Origin of the sequence: Pseudopedobacter beijingensis, assembly GCF_042678145.1 — a bacterium.
Taxonomy (GTDB): domain Bacteria; phylum Bacteroidota; class Bacteroidia; order Sphingobacteriales; family Sphingobacteriaceae; genus Pseudopedobacter; species Pseudopedobacter beijingensis.
In genome coordinates this window covers 693,378-712,860 of record NZ_JBHUDG010000003.1, presented here as the reverse complement: position 1 = coordinate 712,860, position 19,483 = coordinate 693,378, and the positions used below count along the sequence as shown (strand labels likewise).

The following is a 19,483-nucleotide window of genomic DNA, read 5'->3' as shown; positions in this document are numbered from 1 at the left end:
ATTGTACAATATATAATATAGCAGCAAAGTAGTGGTAACTTTCCCTTTTCTTAAACTCTATTTCAGAAAAGTTTTTTCCATTTTATGGTTAATATGGCTGGCTATACATGTCCATACGTTATATTCTTTAGGCATACCACTAGAGCTGGCGCTAAAGGATAGCTTGTTTAGCCTGTTGCTTATTAGTCTGGCTGGTTGTCTTATTTCCAATATTTTGGCCTTTTACCAACCGGATAAGGATAGCTATACGTATGTCACTGTTTGCTGTTTTGCTTTGTCTTTGTTATGTGTGGGTATTATGAAATGGGTACTGCCGGCTCTTGCTCCAGAGTTAGCTATGTATCAGTCTTTTTTAGCAGCTTCTATGCCTATTCGTTTTGCCTTTACCTTGCTCCTGATTGGATGGATGGCCGTAATCAGTGTACTTTGGTACAGGCAGCAGGACCGTAATGAGGCCGAGCGTATAAAAATTGAAGCGGACAGAATGAATAAAGAAGCAGAACTCGCTTCGTTAAGAGATAAGCTACAACCCCATTTTTTATTTAACAGTCTCAACTCTATAAGCGCGCTAACAGTAACTAAACCAGAGGAAGCTCGTAAAATGGTATATCAGCTATCTGAGTTTTTAAGAGGTACTATTAAAAAAGACAATAAACCTTCGGCTCTGCTGACAGAGATAGAACATCTTAAGTTATACCTTGAAATAGAGAAAGTACGCTTTGGAAACAGGTTGGTTACGGATATTGTTTGCGAGGATATTGGAGATGATATCTGGGTGCCCAGTATGATTTTGCAACCTATTGTAGAAAACGCCATTAAATTTGGGTTGTATGACACTTTGGATAAGGTAACTATAGGCATCAGGTGTAAAAGAGTAAATGACAGTGTAATAATTAGTGTAAGTAACCCATTTGATCCGGAAACTGCCTATCCGCAAAAAGGAACAGGCTTTGGATTGGAAAGTGTTAAAAGAAGGCTTTGGCTATTGTATAACCAGTCGGGACTTGTAAAAACCGCTTATCAGGATAATTTGTTTATAACCACTCTTAATATTCCGCAAGTATGAGAACAGCTTTAATTATAGATGATGAACCATTAGCAAGGGATATTATCAGGGAATATCTGCAAAAATATAATGATATTAGGCTTTTAGCGGAGTGCGGTAATGGTTTTGATGGGTTAAAAGCAATTAAAGAGCATAAGCCTGATGTGGTTTTCTTAGACATACAAATGCCTAAAATTACGGGATTTGAAATGTTGGAGCTTTTAGAAACTGAACACACCCCGCAGATTATATTTACCACTGCTTTTGATGAGTTTGCCATCAAGGCTTTTGAGGCTAATGCGGTAGATTATCTGTTGAAGCCTTTTAATCAGCAAAGGTTTGATAAAGCGATGGATAAATTATTGCAGGAAGCACAGGATAATACGGTAGATAGATTGAAACAGACCGATACCACATTTTTGCCTCAGCAAACAGAAAGGGTAGTTATTAAAACCGGAAATAAGATCAAAATTATACCTGTTTATGATATTATTTATCTGGAATCTGATGACGATTATGTCAATATATATACGCAGGAAGGGTGTTTTCTAAAGAATAAAACAATGACTTTTTTCGAAAACTCTTTAAATGCTACTGAGTTTATACGAGTACACCGGTCTTACATTGTTAAAATTAATGAGATCACCAAGATAGAGGCGTATGAAAAAGATAGTCATGTACTGATTTTGAAGTCCGGGGTTAAGATACCCGTGAGCAAAAGCCGTTTCGGAAGTCTCAAGGCAGCGCTAGGGATGTAGTCCTAAAATAAATCAGGATATAACCCACCCCTATAAACCTGTTTTTTAAAAGGGATTTTCCCCCGAATTAGTTTAGTTTAAACGGAGCTATCAAATCAAACCGGGGAATGTTAACATGGATAGACTCTCCATCTACCAGACGTTTCATTTCGTAGCTGCCATGCATCGTTCCCATATCTGTTTGCAGATTACATCCTGACACGTATTCATGTGTTTGTCCTGGTTCTATAACAGGTTGTAACCCTACTACTCCTTCGCCTTCTACTTCTCTGCGGTTTCCGTTAGAATCAAAAATATGCCAGTGCCTGCGCATCAACTGAACAGCATAGCCACTTAAATTCTCAATCTGAATCCGGTAAGCAAACATAAAATGCTCATTAGAGGGATTGGAATATTCAGGTTGGTAGGTTGTTTCAACAGAAACTTTTACTCCGTCGGTTATTTGTGCTACCATATCTTATAAATTTTTGTTCATTGAAAATTATAGATAAATATCTGTAAATCAAAAATTACACCAGAACTGTATCAAATTTGTTTCGAATATCATTTAAAACATCTTCAATAGCAGCCATATTATCCAGACCTACCAGCTTCATTCTGTATTCTTTAAAGTTGGGTATTCCTTTAAAATAATTGGCATAATGTCTTCTCATTTCAAAAATACCTGTTTTAGGGCCTTTCCATTCTACAGATTTAATCAGATGGGTATGGCAAATATCTACACGTTCGTCTATGGTTGGGCCTTCCAGAAACTGCCCCGTTTTAAAAAAGTGTTTTACTTCTCTAAAAATCCATGGGTAACCAATAGCGGCTCGGCCAATCATAATGCCATCCACCTCGTATTCCAATCGCCAGTTAGCAGCCTTAACGGGCGAATCAACATCACCGTTTCCAAAAACGGGAATCTTTATTCGCGGGTTTTTCTTTACCTCTTTAATAAGAGTCCAGTCGGCCTCACCTTTATACATCTGGGCTCTGGTTCTGCCATGAATAGAAAGCGCCTGTATGCCCACATCCTGTAACCTTTCTGCTACCTCATAAATGTTTTTAGTGTTGTCGTCCCAACCCAACCTTGTCTTAACAGTAACAGGTAAATGGGTTGCTTTTACTACTGCTGCTGTCATAGATACCATTTTATCGATGTCTTGCAATAGGGCAGATCCTGCGCCTCGACAGGCTACATTTTTAACCGGACAGCCGTAATTAATATCAATAAGGTCTGGCCCTGCCTGGCTGGCTATTTCTGTCGCTTCACGCATGTGATCAATGTCGCTGCCAAATATTTGTATTCCAATTGGGCGCTCATATTCAAAAACATCAAGTTTCTGACGGCTTTTTGCGGCATCACGTATCAACCCTTCCGAAGAAACAAACTCGGTGTACATAAGGTCTACACCACTTTGTTTGCATACATAGCGGAACGGGGGGTCGCTCACATCTTCCATAGGGGCAAGAAGTAAGGGAAATTCACCTAAATCAATATTTCCAATTTTTACAGCCATTTTTCAACCAATTGATTATATTCAACGCAAAATTACAAAAAACTTGTCGTTATGGATGATCATCAGTTAGTACAATATCGTCACCCTATCTATGAACTGTTGTACCTGATCTTGTTTTGTGTACTTTCAGGGTTTGCTTTTTCTTTCCTGGGCATGTTTGTGTTTATGGGTATGAATTCTTTTTCTACCGATCTTTTGCTTGACCAGCAAGCTTTGTCTATTAATGTGGGGTTTTTAAGAATACTGCAAATATTTAGTTCAACAGGAATATTTATAATGGGACCATACCTTTTTTCTAAAAAAAGAGGATACCATTTTGAGCGTTATTATAAACTGGACGGAGAGGTTTTTCCAAATCTGGCGGTATTGAGCATACTTTGTATGTTTTGTGCGCTTCCGTTAATAGAGTGGATGTCGGCTGTTAATGCTAAAATGGTGTTCCCGGAATCGTTGAAAGGGTTGGAGAGTTGGATGAAAATGAAAGAGCAAGAAGCTGAGTTATTAACAAAACAGCTTTTGGTAATGCCTTCTTTTGCCGACTTTACTATTAACTTTTTGATGATAGCTTTGTTACCGGCTATAGGAGAGGAGCTTTTGTTTCGGGGAGCTTTGCAAAATATTTTCTCCAGCTGGTTTAAAAATCACCATGTTGCTATATGGGTTACCGCAATTCTTTTCAGTGCTATTCACTTACAGTTCTTTGGTTTTTTTCCAAGAATGTTTTTAGGCGCTTTATTTGGGTATTTGCTGGTATGGGGAAAAAGCCTGTGGTATCCCATCATTGGCCATTTGGTGAATAATGGGGCGGCCGTAGTTGCTGCTTTTATATTACAGCAACAGGGTAAAAGTATTGATGAGCTGGATAAAACGGATACTTTTCCCGTTTATGCTTATGGCTTAAGTGCTATTTTTACCTTAGTTTTGTTGCTTAGGTTTTATCAAAAAAGCAGGAAACAAGATTGATGAGCTCTTCGTGGATTAAAATTTATACATCGAATGAGTTTATCCGGTCTGAAATGGTGAGACAGGTACTTACCGAGAATGGAATTGATGCTGTGCTGATGAATAAGCAGGATTCTTCTTATAAGATTGGAACAGTAGAGGTATATATTCATCCTCAGAATTTTGATAAGGCTATAGAAATTATTATTCAAAACGAACTTTAATGAAAACCCGCGCTATTACCGGTTTCGTATTTATCATAGTTATGCTTGTGTCGCTATTTAGCGGGGCCTATGTTTTTACCGGATTTTATATTTTGCTGAGCCTTTTGTGTTTGAACGAGTTTTTTGGATTAAGCAAAAATACAGGGGTTGCTGTAAACAGACTAGCTGGCTTTTTAATCGGAGCGTTTGTATTTGGATTTTATGCATATGGGCGGTTTCAGGACGTAGATGCTAAATATGCTTTGTTGTTAATTCCTCTGATAGCTTTGGTTTTTATTTGGGAACTTTACCGGAAATCTGATAACCCTTTCTCCAATATAGCCTATACTTTTTTAGGCATTATTTATACGGTACTGCCCTTTGTTTGTTATTATGCTATTGCTTTTATTGATGGCAGCTATAATTATCATCTGGCCCTGGGTTTTTTTCTTTTGCTTTGGACCAGCGATACAGGAGCTTATTTATTTGGCGTTAAGCTTGGCAGGAATAAGTTGTTTGAGCGGCATTCGCCTAAAAAATCGTGGGAAGGTTTTATTGGGGGAATATCAACCAGTGCTTTTACAGCTTATATTGTGTCGCTTTATTTTACAGAATACAGTTTAATAAACTGGTTAACAATGTCTTTAATTATCTCTTGTTTGGGTACGCTGGCAGATTTGGTAGAGTCTATGTTTAAGCGTAGCATTAATGTTAAAGACTCGGGGAGCCTGCTTCCGGGGCATGGAGGGGTATTGGACCGTTTTGATGGCTTGTTGATTAGCGCACCAATTGTTTTCGTGTACTTATATTTGATTACTTATTAGTATTTTCGCTTAAATTATTTACGACAATGACTATACATAAAGAAGGATATACTTCCATTGCACTTACGGTACTTTTTATTTTTGTTACCAATGCCGTTATTCATTATTATGTACCAGATCTTACCTGGTTAGTATGGCTGTGGTACATTGTCTCTTTCTTTCTGTTTGTAATTGTATTACAGTTCTTCAGGCATCCGAGCCGTAATTGGATTAAGGGCGAATATGACATTATGTGTCCGGCAGATGGTAAAGTTGTAGTTATAGAGGAAACCGAAGAAACAGAATATCTGAAAGACAGAAGGATACAAGTATCTGTATTTATGTCACCTATAAATGTACACGTAAACCGTTATCCTATAAGCGGTATTATTAAATATTTTAAATACCATCCAGGTAAATACCTTGTTGCCTGGGATCCTAAATCGTCTACAGATAATGAGCGTACCACTACTGTAGTTGAGCATAAAAATGGTGCTCAGGTTTTATTCAGACAAATTGCAGGAGCTTTGGCCAGACGTATTGTTTGGTATGTTAAAGAGGGAGAACAAGCCGAACAAACTAAAGAATTTGGCTTTATTAAGTTTGGGTCAAGGGTTGATCTTTTTCTGCCCGTTGGCACCGACATTCATGTAGAGTTGGGGCAGGTTGTAAAAGGCGGCATTACACGAATTGCTACTTTGAAATAAGGAAAGAATAAAATGTTCGATTTAGTCTGAGAGAAAACAGGGGTTAATTAGAGAACACAAACTGTAAAAGATTAGAGCCCATTTTTAATGCCTTTTCTCGTGTTTCCTGAGTGTCTTCTTTATAAGTGCCGAGGTCTTCCCATCCGTTGCCTAAGTCGCTTTCATAAGTATAAAAGCAAACCAGACGTCCCTCATAAATTAGACCGAAACCCTGAGGTCGTTTATTATCGTGTTCATGAATTTTGGGAACACCATTTGGGAACTTGAATATTTGGTTATATATAGGGTGAGAAAGAGGAAGTTCCTGAAATTCCAGTTCTGGGAAAACCTTTTTCATTTGCGGTCGAATAAATTTATCCAAACCGTAATTGTCGTCTATATGTAGAAAACCGCCTGCAAGTAAATATTTTCTGAGGTTTTTAGCTTCTGTATCAGAAAACTGAACATTACCGTGGCCCGTTAGGTAAATAAAAGGATAGCTGAACAATTCAGAGCTGCCTACTTCTACAACACCTTCTTGTGGGTTTATATTGGCTCCCGTATGCTTATTAAAAAAGGCTATTAGGTTAGGAAGAGCTGTCCGGTTAGAATACCAGTCTCCTCCTCCGTTGTACTTTAATTTAGCAATCTTGAAAGTAGAGGGTGGGACAGCCGCAAAAAACAGAATTGTAGCCCCTGCCGTAAAAATATACCTTGCTAACGATTTAAGTAGTTGACTTCGAAACATGCTTGTAATGCGGCGGTTTCTGTACGTAACCTGCTCTCGCCTAAAGTTATCGGAAGAAATCCATTTTCCAAAGCTATTTCTATTTCTTTTTCTGAAAAGTCTCCTTCCGGACCTATTAATATAAGATAATGACTGTTTTTTTTGAAGTTATTTGCCAGTTCCTCTTTTTGGTTAGGAAGGCAATGAGCTATGAATTTATGTTCTGCAGATGCGTTTTGTTTAATAAAATCTTTGAATGGTAATGCTTTATTTAGCTTGGGGAGATAAGCTTTTAATGATTGTTTCATGGCAGAAACCATAATCTTCTCCAATCTGTCAACTTTAACATCTTTTCTTTCAGAACGTTCACATATAATAGGACTTATTTCCTGTATGCCTATTTCGGTAGCTTTTTCTAAAAACCATTCTATCCGATCAATGTTTTTAGTTGGGGCAACGGCTATATGTAAATAATGATCCGATTTTTTAAACCCATCTTCTTTACTGATAATAGATAACGCTGTCTTTTTGGGATTGTCATCTGTAATTTCTGCAAGAAAAAATCCTCCAGATCCATTAACCAGATTTATTCTGTCACCTTTTTTTAATCTCAGTACCCTGGAACAATGTTTACTTTCCTCTTCGTTCAGTTGATATGATTGTTCAGAAATGGTTAAATCCGGGGTATAAAAGATATGCATGTGTTATAACTAAAGAAACAAAGGTACAAAACAATAAAATAGCATTATGATTGATAGGGTAAATCCTGAAAAATAAGATTTATTTTCAAGCTTTTTAATAGTTTTTTTCACTGAGAGTTGTTATCTTGAATAATAAAAGAGACTACATTATGGGAGATAAAAGCCCTATTTCTGCTGTTTTTGACTTAAATAAACCAATTTTAAACCAAAAAGGTATTGTTGTCTGGTTGTTAGGTTTGTCAGGAGCGGGAAAAAGCACTATTTCGTTATTGTTGGAAGAAAGACTGCGCTCCAATGGTTTTTTTTCGGTGTTGCTTGACGGAGATAAATTGCGCTCAGGGATGAATCAAGACTTGTCCTTTAGTCGTACTGATCGTTCGGAAAATATTAGACGTACAGCAGAAGTCGCAAAAATATTAGCAGATCATAATGTTGTTGTTATATGTTCATTGATAACTCCTTTGCAAGAACATAGAAATATAGCGAACCGTATTTTGACCCAGGATTATTTTGAGGTATATGTAGACTGTCCTTTAAATATATGTGAACAAAGAGATGTTAAAGGCCTGTATAAAAAAGCAAGAAATAAAGAAATTCCCAATTTTACGGGAATTAGTTCTGCATTTGAGCCTGTAATAAAACCGAGTTTAGTGCTGTCTACATCTGTTCAGACTCCTGATGAAAGTACAAGGTTATTATATCATGCTATTCTTCCTATCATTAGTCCACATAAAAAATAAAAATTTATATTTTACATAAGAAACTCTGGTTAAGTAAAGAGGGTTTATTGTATGTAAATTCACTGCCATCTAAGTGAGTTACATTAGCTCCGCTGTTTATGGCAATGGCATGTCCGGCGGCCGTATCCCATTCCATGGTTGGTCCATGACGATAATAGATATGAGCCTTGCCTTCAGCGATCATACAAAATTTAAGAGAGCTTCCGGCTGATACGGATCTGACTACTGGGTATTTTGATAATAGTCCCGCTTCTTCTGTAGATGCATGAGAACGGCTACCTATAGATATCCATTCTGTAGCGTGTATATCTGCTTCTAATCGCTCGGGCTTTTCTTTAGATATTTTCCAACTGCCTGTTTCTGAAGAACCATAGTATATTGTATTAACAACAGGGAGGTAAATAATTCCTAAAACAGGGATGTTGTTGTGTATTAGGGCTATGTTGACTGTAAATTCGCCATTTTTATTAATAAATTCCTTGGTTCCATCTAAAGGGTCTATACACCAATAATATTCCCAATTTTTTCTAGTATCGTATGGAATATCTTTTCCTTCCTCAGATAGGATAGGAATAAAAGGAAATAATTTTTCCAAGCCATTTACAATAATATCATGTGATATTTTGTCTGCTATAGTCAACGGAGAAGAGTCCGCTTTTAATGAAATTTCTAATTCCTCTAGCGGTTTGTTATAGATATCTAAAATTCCTTTACCAGCTTCTTTAGCTATTTCTAAAAGTTCGGTTATATTAATCTTTATCATGTTTATTCAAGAAAGTCATCGTTGGGTTCATTGAAAGGAGTAAATTTAATCCAGTCTACATACATCTCTTTTGTATCAAAATCTGGCGCTTTGTATGTTCCTGTATCATTACCTGCCCACCATGCAAACCAGTTCCCTATATAAATATAGGAAGCAATATAGGGGACTTTAATTGTACTGGTACGTATCAATTGATTGTCTATGTAGTATTCAACCCGAGCTGTTTCTCCATTTCCGCCGGTGTGCCAGTCCCACCTATAAATATGATAGGCTCCATCATTTAACCCTTTGTTGAGTTTAAACGGTTGACTGTCATATTCTCCTGTCTTTTCGCCAATCCAATTTGTGAAAATGGGGTTTGCAAGATTTTGTCCTTTTACCTCAATATCTATTTCATGGTTTAGAGTGATTTTGCCATTGGAGGCAATATTACCGGCCGTGAGTGCTTTTTGATAAGCAACAGGATTAGTTGCCGAGGTTATTTCTTTGTACCAGAATGTCCAGGCAGCAGAGAGCACCCCCATGTCCGGAGCTTGCAAAACACGCATTTTTATTTCATATTTTCCAGAAGCAAATCGTTGTTTTGATTTTATTACGCCTCCTAAACGTTTGCTTTGGCCACCTGCTCCCCGTAAGGGGCCTGAATACCTGTCACCTAAAGCTCTCATTACTGCAGACCCCGATTGTGTATATACGTTTTCTTTGATTACCCCTCCATGTTGGTATAAGGGATTATCTGGTTGACCCCAAACCTGATTGAGTTTTTCCCATTTCGAATCATCTAAAGACCCCTCGAATTTATCGAAAAAAGTTCCAGGAATAGAAAGATCCCCAATATCAGGATCTCCATCAATTCCCTCCTCATTTTGTTGGGGAGGTTCTGGGATTTCTGAGGGATCTGTATTTTTGGTTTTTTTACAGCTTACAATTATAATGCAAATAATAATAAACCACTTTATATAGGTTGTTTTCATGTTGTTTTTTATTTGTTAGGTATAAACCCTCATAAAGGGTCAGTGATTTTACATCAGATCTTTATGAGGTTATATCGTATGTGTTGAGTTTCTCTTTCAGCATTTTTAATATTATGGATTGAGGCTCTCGTTTTTCTAGATCCTTCCTGTCGGTTTTTAGCAATATATCCTTTTTCATGACTTTGTTTTCCTGATCATATTGTTCTATTGCATGTGTTGAGATCAATTCATTATTCTGCCTTTTTGTAAGTAATGGATAGCCGAGCCTCTCTAGTGTTTCACCAGCAACTAACTCAAAAATCTGAAGATCGGTATCGTTAAACTCGTTGATAAACTTTTTGGTATTATTACTCATGATAGGTTTTTCCAAATTTGACCACATGGCTCCTGCTGCGGCTGTAATTTTAGAGGTGTTGGATGTATAAAATTGTAACATCTCGTTGGTATAAGAGATTTCGAGAAAATCGCAAAGTTGTTTCACTGTGTCCTCTGGATCTGTAATAAGGGTTTCATAATTTAGAGCAAAGAGGTTGTCTTTTTCGATATTTTCCATCAATGTCAGACATGCTTCCTGATCTTCATGCCATTGTTTGGCTAAAAAATATATATGCTTTTCGCCTACTATAGCTTTTTTAAATGATGCGGCCACGTCACGCCCATCACGATATAAATAAATGTATTTTAAGTTTGGTTCAACTTTCTCAAGGTCCTCAGCATAATATACATTACCCATGCTTTTACAACACCAATATTTTGCATTTTTTATTATGGCGGCTTGTAAGTATATCAGCTTATTTAATTCAAAAAGACTAAATGTTTCTGATTGTGTAAACAAAGTATCTTTATCTAGAAGTACTCCTTCCCATGGAACAGGATTTGCATTTACAAAATCTACCACATTACTAATCAGATTGCGGTATGATTGAGCATTCAATGAACCATATAATGGTAGTAGTGGGACAAATGTAGTAAGGATATGAGGTGGATGCGGCGATGCAATGTCGGGGGATTGGTCTAATATCACTCTTAATAAATTAGACCCAGACCGTTGGGTTCCTATAATTTGTATTCCTGAGGCTTGTTTTATGTTCATAGTGATATTTTTGTTATCGCTCCCAATACAATTGAGGCAAGGATGAGATAAACGGGACTTATTTTATATCGATAGCTTAGAATGAAGGATATTAACGTTATTGTTATTAGAATAAGATCTGTATCGATTTGTTGTAAAATATTGAATCCAGAAGTAATAATTAAACCAATGACTACAGCTTTAATTCCTCCCAACATATTTTGTAAAGTATGTTGCTCTTTATTCTTCAGAAACACACTTGAAACTATAATCATTAATATAGCTGATGGAATAAATATGGCCAGGGTTGCTAAAAGTGCACCTGTAATGCCGGCAAGCTTGTACCCAATAAATGTTGCACTTACAAGAATAGGGCCGGGAGTTATTTGACTGAAGGCTATTGCATCAATAAATTCTTGTGGGTTAAGCCATTGTAATTCACTAACGAATAGAGATTGCATAATAGGTATCATAACGTAACCACCTCCAAATAATGAAAGGCTGATCCCCGAAAAAACAACTCCAATTTTTAGATAAATATTATCCAGTAGCCGGACAGAATTGCTTATGAATGACAATTCACAAACCAGTAAGAGAACCAACATGGTTACTGATTGCCATTTCAGGCTTAGTTTAAAATTGTTTTTTAGGGTTTCATGATGGGCAACGGGGTGTTTAGTTCCATTTATTTTTAGAAGTATCCCTGCTATTCCTCCTAAAATAATCAAACCAATAGTAACCAAATAACTCTTTAATAAAAGCTGAGTAATAATGGCTATAATGCATAATATTATTTTGAGTGCATTCCCAGAAACTTCTTTTTTAAATAGATTTATACCGGTAGAAATAACAATAGCGGCAACTGTACCACTCACAAAATACATCAGGTACTTCGCTTGTACGTTATAAGCATAAGTAAAATATACACAAGATAAAACCAGCATTAACATACAAGCAGGTAACAAAATGGCAAACATGCTAACTGCAGCACCTCTTGACCCTTTCAAAAAATAGCCAATATAGGTTACTACATTAACAGCTAATGGACCAGGAAGTAAACTGGCTAAACCTACCGCATCTAAAATGAGATGATTATCTATAATTTCATCTTTGTCCACCATTTCACGTTGTACTACAGTTATTAAAGCCATGTGTCCGCCAAAAGAGACTAAACCTATTTTAAAAAAAGTAAAGAAAAGATAGGAGAGGCTTACCTTCTTTACATTCTGTTTTTCATTAATTACGGCTTGCATCAAAATCTGGTTTTGGATATAAAAAATTATGTATTTCCTCTACTCGGTAAGGGTCTCCATCAACTTGTATTTTCCATAGGATACGTCCTTTCATATCGGTTACAAATAATGCTCTTGGATCGGTTACACAGAATAAAACCTTATCAATATTAAAAAGAGACACATTCCCTTTCACTGTTGTATAGTATTCGCGTGGTAAAGAAATCTTTAACTTAGTATAGGCTTTTTGATTTGTGGTATCCAGTTGAAAAGCCAATGCTCGTGTGATGCCATTCTTTGTTCCGTTATCGAGAATCATAAGCTCATTATTTTGAGTAATGTGAGCGGAATGTTGCGAGCTAAAGTGATCTGATGGAGCAAATTCAAAATTGCCTTTATCTCCGAACTTCCATATAACACGTCCTGTCTTATAATCTATATTCCAAATCTGGTTTAGATCACGGAAGGATAAAAGAAAGTTGCCATCTTTCTGTTTGAATACAGAGTTGGCATGCACCCAGTCTTTTTTACGTTTCATTATCTCGGGATCAGACAAAGGATCTAGATGATCTAACATAGACCATTCCCATATCTTATGCCCATCCTTATTAAATACCACAATTCCGTCACCGTGAACAGTATCCTGTTTGCTTCCCCCTATAGAAGAAAGATCAAAAATTTTCTCGTCAAATGTTATCGCATAAATATTTCCCTGTTCATCTTTTCGTACTTCATGGTGTACCATTTTGTCCATATCCCCTTTTCCAACCTGTAAATGATTTTTAACTTTTCCCGAAAGGTCTATTTCTATGATTTCATCACCTCCTGATGAAGGGATTTTTTCGGCACCAAGAATACAAAGCACTGTTTTTTCAGTTGTCCAGTGAGATACTTTAACCCCTTTCTTAAAGGCTTCATACCATACAATATTTCCGAAGTCATCTATTATGACTGCTGAGCCGGGTTCCGTTAATATTTGTGTAAGAAAAAATTTGTTATTGATTTCTTTTTTAAAAGCGTTGTCTATATATTCTAGATTAAAATAGGGGGTGGCGTGATAAATAGGCATGGTTTTAAACGAACGTTCTTTACTCAACGCTTTTTGTTTATTGTTGAATGCAATTATCTGGAAGTTATAATTGGTAGGAGCCGTTGTATTAACAATCCATAATGTATGGTGGGAAGTTCCTTTGGATACATCAGTGTATAGGGTGTCTTTACTGTTTTCTGTCCAGTATTTTATGACTGCATCACAATCTCTGTTTGTTGTTGCCCTGAACTTAAAACGAAGCCGATTTTCCGGTAAATGTATCAAGTCCACATTTTTTATCCTTAAAGGATTAATAAGGTTCATTATGCTTTCCCTTAAAGCTATTGCAATTATTATAATCATAAATAGGATAGCCCCAAGTAGGATGGTTTTTCTTTTGATTCGGCTCATAAATTGATTAAGGTATTTATCCTGAAAGATACTCAATAATCTAAGTATCTTTCAGGGGTCTACTTATTTTATCCGACCTTTATTAATGCTTGCGTCTAAAGACATATTGCTTTGTAATTCGTTCTGCGGATACGGATATACAGTATAATCAACATTATCTGAATAGGTTGATGGGTCTGCTAATACTGGTTTTACTTTTTCCTTAAACTTAAGTAAAGGGTTGCTGCCATTAGATGCACTGCGTCCCCATCTAATCAGATCATCTCGTCTGCGTCCTTCCATGAAGAACTCTTTATTTCTTTCGTCAAATATTTGATCTCTTAATGTTGATTTAGAGTTGAAATCGTCAAGATGGATATCGTCTAAGCCGCTTCTATTTCTGATCTTGTTAATAAGATCTATACTTTCTTGGTTGGGACCGTCAAGTTCATTCAATGCCTCCGCCCGCATCATTAAGATATCTGCATATCTGAGAATGGTTACATTATTAAAGCCAGCGTAATTATAGTTGTTAACGTGTGGGTATTTTAGGTTATAGATATATTTAGCCATTACAGTATCTGGAGCAGATCCTCCTATTCCTCCATATTCTTTGGGAACACTAACCACCTGACCATAAAGTGTTTTGTAAATACCGGTTAATAGTTTTCTTCTATCATCATTCTGGCTAAATACAGAATAGAACTGAAGGGTTATCGGAAAGTTTCCCCATCCCCTGTTCAGATCCCATGGGGTTGAGTTGATACCAAAGCTATTACTGTTAATGCTATATGAACCAGGCTCATTAGATGACTTTAGTACAAAAATAAATTCATTGTCTGAACGATTGCCGGTATCAAACAGCGAAACAATTCCTCCTTCTGCGCGAGTTCTGATGTCGTAGTTTTTGTCCATAACCTCCAGGGCTTTATCTGCTGCTTTTTGCCATTCACCCCGGCGCATGTACAATCTGACTAATAAACTTTTTGCCGCCCCGCTGGTTGCTCTCGCCACTGATGCTGGCGGATATGTGAGTGGTAAGTTTTCTTCGGCAAATGTTAAATCATCAATCATTGCAGCTTCTATGTCTGCTTTGGGAGATAATACAGGGTTTTCATCCTCTTTTGTAAACTGGGAAGAAGGCTTTATAAGTAAAGGAACATTTCCCCAAAGAGAAGTTGCATCATAATAAGCTAAAGCCCTGAGAAACCTTACCTCGCCCAAATTCTGATTCTTTATTTGTTCTGTAGAGCCATTGCTAACATAATTTATTTTTTTGATGAGAGATTCTGCCTCGTTAGCCCGGGATATCATCCTGAAAACACTTGACCAGACACCATTAATGGTTGAATTGGATGCATCATAAGTTAATTGATCTAATTGTACACCCTGTTTGGCGGTAGGTACAGTAGTAACTACATCTGCCGGATACTCATATAACCAATAGAGGTAGCCTGCATAATAACCAAAACCACCATTATCTTTCAATGCTGCGTAAACCCCACGAACGGCTTGTTCTCCATTTTCAGGCTTAGTGAGGGTATTTTCATCATATACCGAATAGGTTTCCTCCTGTAATCCTTTTTCACAAGCCTCCATAATTAAAAAACCCAGGAGAGATGCTGCCATTGTTATTTTATATATATTTTTCATTGCTTATCTGTTCTTTTTGATTTATCCCAATTTAAAAAGTCACTTTAGCTCCCAAGAGATACATCCTGTTAACCGGATAGGCATTAAAGTCAATTCCCCGGGCAACATTCTTATTTTGTTGTGAGTTATTTACCAGATTGCCTATTTCCGGATCAAGGCCCGAGTACTTGGTGAATGTATATAGGTTTTGAGCATTAACATATATATCAAATCCTGCTATTCCAATTGTTTTAATGAGTTTTGAAGGTATGCTATATGTTAGTGTTATATTTTTTATTCTCAGATAATCGGAGCTTTCCACAAAGTGAGAGTTGACCCAACCTCCGTGAGAATTACCATAAAAACTTCTGGCAGGAATAGTCCCTGATGTGTTTTCTGGAGACCATACATCAGTTAATACATCTTCTAATTGGTTCCCTCTCGAAATAGGATTTAGAAGATCTATCTTTTGTACATTCAGTAATTTACCGCCTGTTTGCCCCTGTAATACAAGGTCTAGATTAAAGTTTTTATAGGTTATATTATTGGTAATACCAATCAGAGCTTTGGGTAAACCAATTCCCAACACTATACGGTCTTCTGGATCTAAAATATTGTCATCTACTAAATTTACAAACTTTGGATCTCCCACTTGTGCATTAGGATGAGTAGTTGTTAAAACAGGATCATTTGCCTGAATAATTCCATCGTATACATATCCATATATAGCGCCTAGTGGTTCACCAACACGAATAATAAAAGGACTTTCAAAGTTGGCAGAACCGTCAGGCTTAAATGAACCTACATATATATCAGAATTATTATCCCCTAAAGACAATACTTTATTACGATTGTAGGCATAGGAAATAGTTGTATTCCATTTGAGATGTTTATTTGAAATATTTATGGTCTGCAAAGAGAGTTCGATACCCTTGTTTTCCACTTTTCCTGTGTTTCCGAAGAGTGTTTCGAAACCTGTAGAAGGAGCAATACTGCGATCTAGTAATAAGTCATTAGTTATCTTGCTGTAATAATCAGCTTCCAGAATAATACGATTTTTTAATAAACCAACATCCAGACCAAGATCCCATGCCTCGGTTTGTTCCCATCGAAGATCAGGATTTGAGATACGTGTTGTTGCGATTCCACTTACGGATGATACACCATCAAATGTGTATTTAGTGGAGTTGTCACTGGCATAAGTTGCCGATGAAATTCCGGAAGGAATACGGTCGTTGCCTGTGATACCGTAGCTTAATCTCAACTTACCTGACGAAAACAGCCCCAAATTCTTAATAAAATCTTCTTGATTGAATTGCCAAGCAATAGCAGCGGAAGGGAAATAGCCTAGTTTATGATTATTTCCGAAGACGGAAGATCCATCAATACGGTAAGTTCCTGTAAAGATATATTTGTTCTTGTAATCATAGTCAACTCTACCGAACCAGCTTTTTCTTCTTACACTGGTTTTACCAGAATAGGCTGTAAATTGTTGAGCGGTAGAAAGGTTATTATAGCCGAGGTCATCACTACTGAAATTAGTGGCTGTTACACCTTCCTCTTGATATAAGTAGTTTTGATAATTGTACCCAACAAGAAATTTAGCATTATGTTCTTCTTTTTTTAGTTCATAATGTACTGTAGGATTAAAAATAAGATCTTGCTCTCCTATATTGGCAACCGTGGCTATTCCATGTGAAGCTACTGCATTGGGTACAGTTGAAGGAGCAAAGTAAGAAGCTTTACTTTTTGTAATGTCTGAACCAAAATCTGCTTGTATTGTTAGCTTTTGTATAGGTTGATATTTTAATGAAAAATAACCATTTGTTCTGTAATTGGTGTTTTCTCTGTCTTCAGCTTCCAGAAAATGCAGAGGATTCTGAGCATCTAATTGCGGAGGAACACCAGAATCAAATGTTGAAGAGGGATTGGCATGTAATACCTGTTTTAGGAAACCGTTAATGGTTGATGGAGCAAGAGGTAGATCATTCTGTATACCATAGTTTCCAAATACTCTTGCGGTCATTTTAAATTTATCATTAATGCTGTGGTCTACGTTTACCCTTCCACCAATTCGTTTGTATTTTGAGTGTACAACAATCCCGTCTTGATTTAAAAAATCAAAGCTGGAAAATACACCGGTTTTACTGGTTCCACCTGTAAAACTAAGTACATGGTTTTGGATGGATGCCGAGCGAAAAACCTCGTCCTGCCAATCGGTACCTAGTAACCCTTTTTTTAATGAATCTAGTCGGCCAGGGCCATATGAAGGTAAATCTCCATTGAGTTCTGATAATTTATTCAATCTTAGAGCATTATCATAAGAACCTATAAGGTTAAACCGACCTACTACGTTCTGAATACCCGCATAACTATGTATGTTTAATCGGCTTTCTTTGTTTACCCCAGTTTTAGTTGTAATTAATACCACCCCATTAGCTCCTCTGGCTCCATATATAGAAGTAGAAGCGGCATCTTTTAAGATTGTAATAGAAGCCACATCCTCCGGGCTAAGAGAAACTCCTACGCCATCGGTCGTAGGGAAACCATCAATAACATAGAGCGGTTCGCTATCTGCATTAATGGAGTTGGTTCCTCTTATTCTTATAGATAATGAAGCTCCGGGAGTTCCATTATTCTGGCTAACTTGTACACCTGCAGCGCGACCCTGAAGAAGATTGGCAACGGAAAGGGAAGATTTATTAAGGTCTTCCGCATTTAATGTTACAGCAGATCCTGTAAATGTACTTTTGTTTTTGCTTCCATAACCTACCACCATTATTTCATCAAGAGATGTTATGCCAGGTTTTAACTGAATATTAATTCGTGTTTGTTTGCTTACAATTACCTCCTGAGTGTTAAAGCCAATCATACTGAAAACCAGTATGGAATTTTCATCTACAGCTAATGTGTACTGACCATTTATGGAGGTTAATACACCATTTTTAGTTCCTTTTTCCAACACACTTACTCCTGGTAAAATTTCGCCATCATTAGCAGTAACAATTCCAGATACGGTAATTTTTTCTTTTTGTCTCAGTATAGCATTTTCATCAGCTTTTAAGGGGTGAGATAGAAATATCTGAACCATAATAGATGAAATAATGATCCTTGTAATAAGCCGAAGCCTTTCTGTATAGATATAATCCATAGTTTGTTATAACTGTTAGTGAATAAAAAATAATTGGTTTGATCAGATTTGATCGTTTTTAACTCGAATCAAAAAAATGTAATAATATGTTTTTTAATGTGTTCATTGTTGTTTTAATGGCGTTTTTAAATCATTTGGTTCATGAAACGGAGTGATCTTTACCCAATCGACATATAAATAATCAGTGTCAAAATCAGCAGGCTTAATCCATATAGGAAACCATACACCTATCCAGTAATTACTGGCATGATTTGGGATGTTTTCGAAAGAAGAATGAATTAACTTATTATCATAATACCATTCTATACGTGGTTTTTCATTATTTCCTCCTGTGTGCCAGTCAAATCGGTACAGGTGATAATTTCCGTCTGTTTGGTTACCAAAGTATTTATCAACGGTTATGTATTGTCCTTTTCCAATCCCACGCCAATTTGTGAGTAAGCCCCAATCGAGACGAGAACTATCCGGAGTGTTAGGGAGTTGGTTATGCCCAGGGAATTCAAAATCAATCTCATGATTATAACTATCGTTTTTATAGTAAAATGTCCAGAAAGCAGACAAGGCTCCAGGTTGCGGGCAAATTTTTGCTCTGATTTCAAAACTTCCAGAGGCAAAAGCCTCTTTTGTAAATATCGCCCCTCCAACTCGTGTGGGTTGACCATGACCTTGTATGTGTCCTTTATAATCATTTCCATGTGCTCTTATAACTAACTTTCCATCTGATATAAAAACATTTGAAGGAACGACTCCTCCGTGTAAACCCGGACCCCATTTCTCATTGGCTAATTTCCAAACAGCAGTATCTATAGTTGTTGACTTAAAATCGTCAAATAGGACTTGAGAGAATACCCTGACAGGAAAATAAACACATAGTAATAGCATAAATAGTTTATAATGTCGTATCATGAAATGGCTTAAATAATGGTTTACTAAAACTACTTAAACTTAAAAAAAAAGCTGTTCCTATAGTCCCGAATTATAGTAATTCTGTCCGTAATGTTTGAAACAGATTTTAAAAAACGTATCTCTGTTTTAGATTTTGTTGTTTACAGTAAGTGTACGTAAAAAATAGTACCTTTAATAAGGGTAGAGTTTCTTAAGAACAATTATAAAAATAAAATTTCCTATAGTT

Annotated in this window: 19 protein-coding genes; 7 read left to right on the top strand and 12 right to left on the bottom strand. The window is 36.7% G+C overall.

What is annotated here, in order from left to right; translation table 11 throughout:
• Positions 1–31 precede the first annotated feature (31 nt).
• Both ACFSAH_RS04825 and ACFSAH_RS04820 read left to right on the top strand, forming a co-directional pair.
• Positions 32–1,066 (top strand): sensor histidine kinase, encoded by a 1,035-nt coding sequence (locus ACFSAH_RS04825; protein WP_379661570.1) that lies wholly within the window; start codon positions 32–34, stop codon positions 1,064–1,066.
• Positions 1,063–1,803, top strand: coding sequence for a LytR/AlgR family response regulator transcription factor (locus ACFSAH_RS04820; RefSeq protein ID WP_379661569.1), 741 nt, complete (start codon positions 1,063–1,065; stop codon positions 1,801–1,803). The genes ACFSAH_RS04825 and ACFSAH_RS04820 overlap by 4 nt, the downstream gene beginning before the upstream one ends.
• Positions 1,804–1,870: 67 nt before the next feature.
• On the opposite strand, the gene apaG is transcribed toward ACFSAH_RS04820, so the two are convergent.
• Both apaG and dusB read right to left on the bottom strand, forming a co-directional pair.
• Positions 1,871–2,257: a Co2+/Mg2+ efflux protein ApaG gene (gene apaG, locus ACFSAH_RS04815; protein WP_379661568.1), complete on the bottom strand. Its 387-nt coding sequence runs from the start codon at positions 2,255–2,257 to the stop codon at positions 1,871–1,873.
• A gap of 55 nt (positions 2,258–2,312) precedes the next feature.
• Positions 2,313–3,305, bottom strand: coding sequence for a tRNA dihydrouridine synthase DusB (gene dusB, locus ACFSAH_RS04810; protein ID WP_379661567.1), 993 nt, complete (start codon positions 3,303–3,305; stop codon positions 2,313–2,315).
• A 51-nt stretch (positions 3,306–3,356) separates the two neighbouring features.
• On the opposite strand from dusB, the gene ACFSAH_RS04805 reads away from it, so the two are divergent.
• Genes ACFSAH_RS04805 through ACFSAH_RS04790 form a run of 4 tightly spaced genes read left to right on the top strand, consistent with a single transcriptional unit; the run spans position 3,357 to position 5,960 of the window.
• Positions 3,357–4,268, top strand: coding sequence for a CPBP family intramembrane glutamic endopeptidase (locus ACFSAH_RS04805; RefSeq protein ID WP_379661566.1), 912 nt, complete (start codon positions 3,357–3,359; stop codon positions 4,266–4,268).
• Positions 4,268–4,471 (top strand): putative signal transducing protein, encoded by a 204-nt coding sequence (locus tag ACFSAH_RS04800; RefSeq protein ID WP_379661565.1) that lies wholly within the window; start codon positions 4,268–4,270, stop codon positions 4,469–4,471. The genes ACFSAH_RS04805 and ACFSAH_RS04800 overlap by 1 nt, the downstream gene beginning before the upstream one ends.
• Positions 4,471–5,274, top strand: coding sequence for a phosphatidate cytidylyltransferase (locus ACFSAH_RS04795; RefSeq protein WP_379661564.1), 804 nt, complete (start codon positions 4,471–4,473; stop codon positions 5,272–5,274). The genes ACFSAH_RS04800 and ACFSAH_RS04795 overlap by 1 nt, the downstream gene beginning before the upstream one ends.
• A gap of 26 nt (positions 5,275–5,300) precedes the next feature.
• Positions 5,301–5,960, top strand: a complete 660-nt coding sequence (locus tag ACFSAH_RS04790) for a phosphatidylserine decarboxylase family protein (protein ID WP_379661563.1) — start codon at positions 5,301–5,303, stop codon at positions 5,958–5,960.
• A gap of 43 nt (positions 5,961–6,003) precedes the next feature.
• Here ACFSAH_RS04790 and ACFSAH_RS04785 read toward each other — a convergent pair whose 3' ends face one another.
• Positions 6,004–6,687, bottom strand: coding sequence for a DUF4159 domain-containing protein (locus ACFSAH_RS04785; RefSeq protein ID WP_379661562.1), 684 nt, complete (start codon positions 6,685–6,687; stop codon positions 6,004–6,006).
• Complete coding sequence (locus ACFSAH_RS04780) at positions 6,657–7,367, bottom strand: 16S rRNA (uracil(1498)-N(3))-methyltransferase (protein ID WP_379661561.1); 711 nt, start codon at positions 7,365–7,367, stop codon at positions 6,657–6,659. The genes ACFSAH_RS04785 and ACFSAH_RS04780 overlap by 31 nt, the downstream gene beginning before the upstream one ends.
• 149 nt (positions 7,368–7,516) lie before the next feature.
• Between ACFSAH_RS04780 and cysC the strand changes: the two genes are divergently transcribed.
• Positions 7,517–8,107, top strand: coding sequence for an adenylyl-sulfate kinase (cysC, locus tag ACFSAH_RS04775; protein ID WP_379661560.1), 591 nt, complete (start codon positions 7,517–7,519; stop codon positions 8,105–8,107).
• A 4-nt stretch (positions 8,108–8,111) separates the two neighbouring features.
• Here cysC and cysQ read toward each other — a convergent pair whose 3' ends face one another.
• The 8 genes from cysQ to ACFSAH_RS04735 all read right to left on the bottom strand — a co-directional run bounded on the left by cysQ (position 8,112) and on the right by ACFSAH_RS04735 (position 19,233).
• Positions 8,112–8,870, bottom strand: a complete 759-nt coding sequence (gene cysQ / locus ACFSAH_RS04770; RefSeq protein WP_379661559.1) for a 3'(2'),5'-bisphosphate nucleotidase CysQ — start codon at positions 8,868–8,870, stop codon at positions 8,112–8,114.
• A 2-nt stretch (positions 8,871–8,872) separates the two neighbouring features.
• Entirely contained in the window at positions 8,873–9,844 is a 972-nt protein-coding gene (locus ACFSAH_RS04765; RefSeq protein WP_379661558.1) for a glycoside hydrolase family 16 protein, read from the bottom strand.
• 61 nt (positions 9,845–9,905) lie between these two features.
• Positions 9,906–10,937 (bottom strand): sulfotransferase family protein, encoded by a 1,032-nt coding sequence (locus ACFSAH_RS04760; protein WP_379661557.1) that lies wholly within the window; start codon positions 10,935–10,937, stop codon positions 9,906–9,908.
• Complete coding sequence (gene chrA / locus ACFSAH_RS04755; RefSeq protein WP_379661556.1) at positions 10,934–12,169, bottom strand: chromate efflux transporter; 1,236 nt, start codon at positions 12,167–12,169, stop codon at positions 10,934–10,936. The genes ACFSAH_RS04760 and chrA overlap by 4 nt, the downstream gene beginning before the upstream one ends.
• Positions 12,153–13,502 carry an aryl-sulfate sulfotransferase gene (locus tag ACFSAH_RS04750; RefSeq protein ID WP_379661555.1) on the bottom strand — a complete coding sequence of 450 codons (1,350 nt, stop codon included), beginning with the start codon at positions 13,500–13,502 and terminating at the stop codon, positions 12,153–12,155. Before ACFSAH_RS04750 ends, chrA begins: the two co-directional genes overlap by 17 nt.
• A gap of 150 nt (positions 13,503–13,652) precedes the next feature.
• Positions 13,653–15,221 carry a RagB/SusD family nutrient uptake outer membrane protein gene (locus ACFSAH_RS04745; RefSeq protein ID WP_379661554.1) on the bottom strand — a complete coding sequence of 523 codons (1,569 nt, stop codon included), beginning with the start codon at positions 15,219–15,221 and terminating at the stop codon, positions 13,653–13,655.
• A 31-nt stretch (positions 15,222–15,252) separates the two neighbouring features.
• The gene (locus tag ACFSAH_RS04740) at positions 15,253–18,291 is read right to left on the bottom strand and encodes a SusC/RagA family TonB-linked outer membrane protein (RefSeq protein ID WP_379661553.1); all 3,039 of its coding nucleotides are present in this window, start codon (positions 18,289–18,291) and stop codon (positions 15,253–15,255) included.
• A 162-nt stretch (positions 18,292–18,453) separates the two neighbouring features.
• Positions 18,454–19,233 (bottom strand): glycoside hydrolase family 16 protein, encoded by a 780-nt coding sequence (locus ACFSAH_RS04735; RefSeq protein ID WP_379661552.1) that lies wholly within the window; start codon positions 19,231–19,233, stop codon positions 18,454–18,456.
• Positions 19,234–19,483: the final 250 nt, after the last annotated feature.

Excerpts from the sequence above, each read along its gene's own strand:
- ACFSAH_RS04820 (WP_379661569.1), top strand. The coding sequence starts at position 1,063 with ATGAGAACAGCTTTAATTATAGATGATGAACCATTAGCAAGGGATATT.
- apaG (WP_379661568.1), bottom strand. The coding sequence starts at position 2,257 with ATGGTAGCACAAATAACCGACGGAGTAAAAGTTTCTGTTGAAACAACC.
- dusB (WP_379661567.1), bottom strand. The coding sequence starts at position 3,305 with ATGGCTGTAAAAATTGGAAATATTGATTTAGGTGAATTTCCCTTACTT.
- ACFSAH_RS04805 (WP_379661566.1), top strand. The coding sequence starts at position 3,357 with ATGGATGATCATCAGTTAGTACAATATCGTCACCCTATCTATGAACTG.
- ACFSAH_RS04800 (WP_379661565.1), top strand. The coding sequence starts at position 4,268 with ATGAGCTCTTCGTGGATTAAAATTTATACATCGAATGAGTTTATCCGG.
- ACFSAH_RS04795 (WP_379661564.1), top strand. The coding sequence starts at position 4,471 with ATGAAAACCCGCGCTATTACCGGTTTCGTATTTATCATAGTTATGCTT.
- ACFSAH_RS04790 (WP_379661563.1), top strand. The coding sequence starts at position 5,301 with ATGACTATACATAAAGAAGGATATACTTCCATTGCACTTACGGTACTT.
- ACFSAH_RS04785 (WP_379661562.1), bottom strand. The coding sequence starts at position 6,687 with ATGTTTCGAAGTCAACTACTTAAATCGTTAGCAAGGTATATTTTTACG.
- ACFSAH_RS04780 (WP_379661561.1), bottom strand. The coding sequence starts at position 7,367 with ATGCATATCTTTTATACCCCGGATTTAACCATTTCTGAACAATCATAT.
- cysC (WP_379661560.1), top strand. The coding sequence starts at position 7,517 with ATGGGAGATAAAAGCCCTATTTCTGCTGTTTTTGACTTAAATAAACCA.
- cysQ (WP_379661559.1), bottom strand. The coding sequence starts at position 8,870 with ATGATAAAGATTAATATAACCGAACTTTTAGAAATAGCTAAAGAAGCT.
- ACFSAH_RS04765 (WP_379661558.1), bottom strand. The coding sequence starts at position 9,844 with ATGAAAACAACCTATATAAAGTGGTTTATTATTATTTGCATTATAATT.
- ACFSAH_RS04760 (WP_379661557.1), bottom strand. The coding sequence starts at position 10,937 with ATGAACATAAAACAAGCCTCAGGAATACAAATTATAGGAACCCAACGG.
- chrA (WP_379661556.1), bottom strand. The coding sequence starts at position 12,169 with ATGCAAGCCGTAATTAATGAAAAACAGAATGTAAAGAAGGTAAGCCTC.
- ACFSAH_RS04750 (WP_379661555.1), bottom strand. The coding sequence starts at position 13,502 with ATGAACCTTATTAATCCTTTAAGGATAAAAAATGTGGACTTGATACAT.
- ACFSAH_RS04745 (WP_379661554.1), bottom strand. The coding sequence starts at position 15,221 with ATGAAAAATATATATAAAATAACAATGGCAGCATCTCTCCTGGGTTTT.
- ACFSAH_RS04740 (WP_379661553.1), bottom strand. The coding sequence starts at position 18,291 with ATGGTTCAGATATTTCTATCTCACCCCTTAAAAGCTGATGAAAATGCT.
- ACFSAH_RS04735 (WP_379661552.1), bottom strand. The coding sequence starts at position 19,233 with ATGCTATTACTATGTGTTTATTTTCCTGTCAGGGTATTCTCTCAAGTC.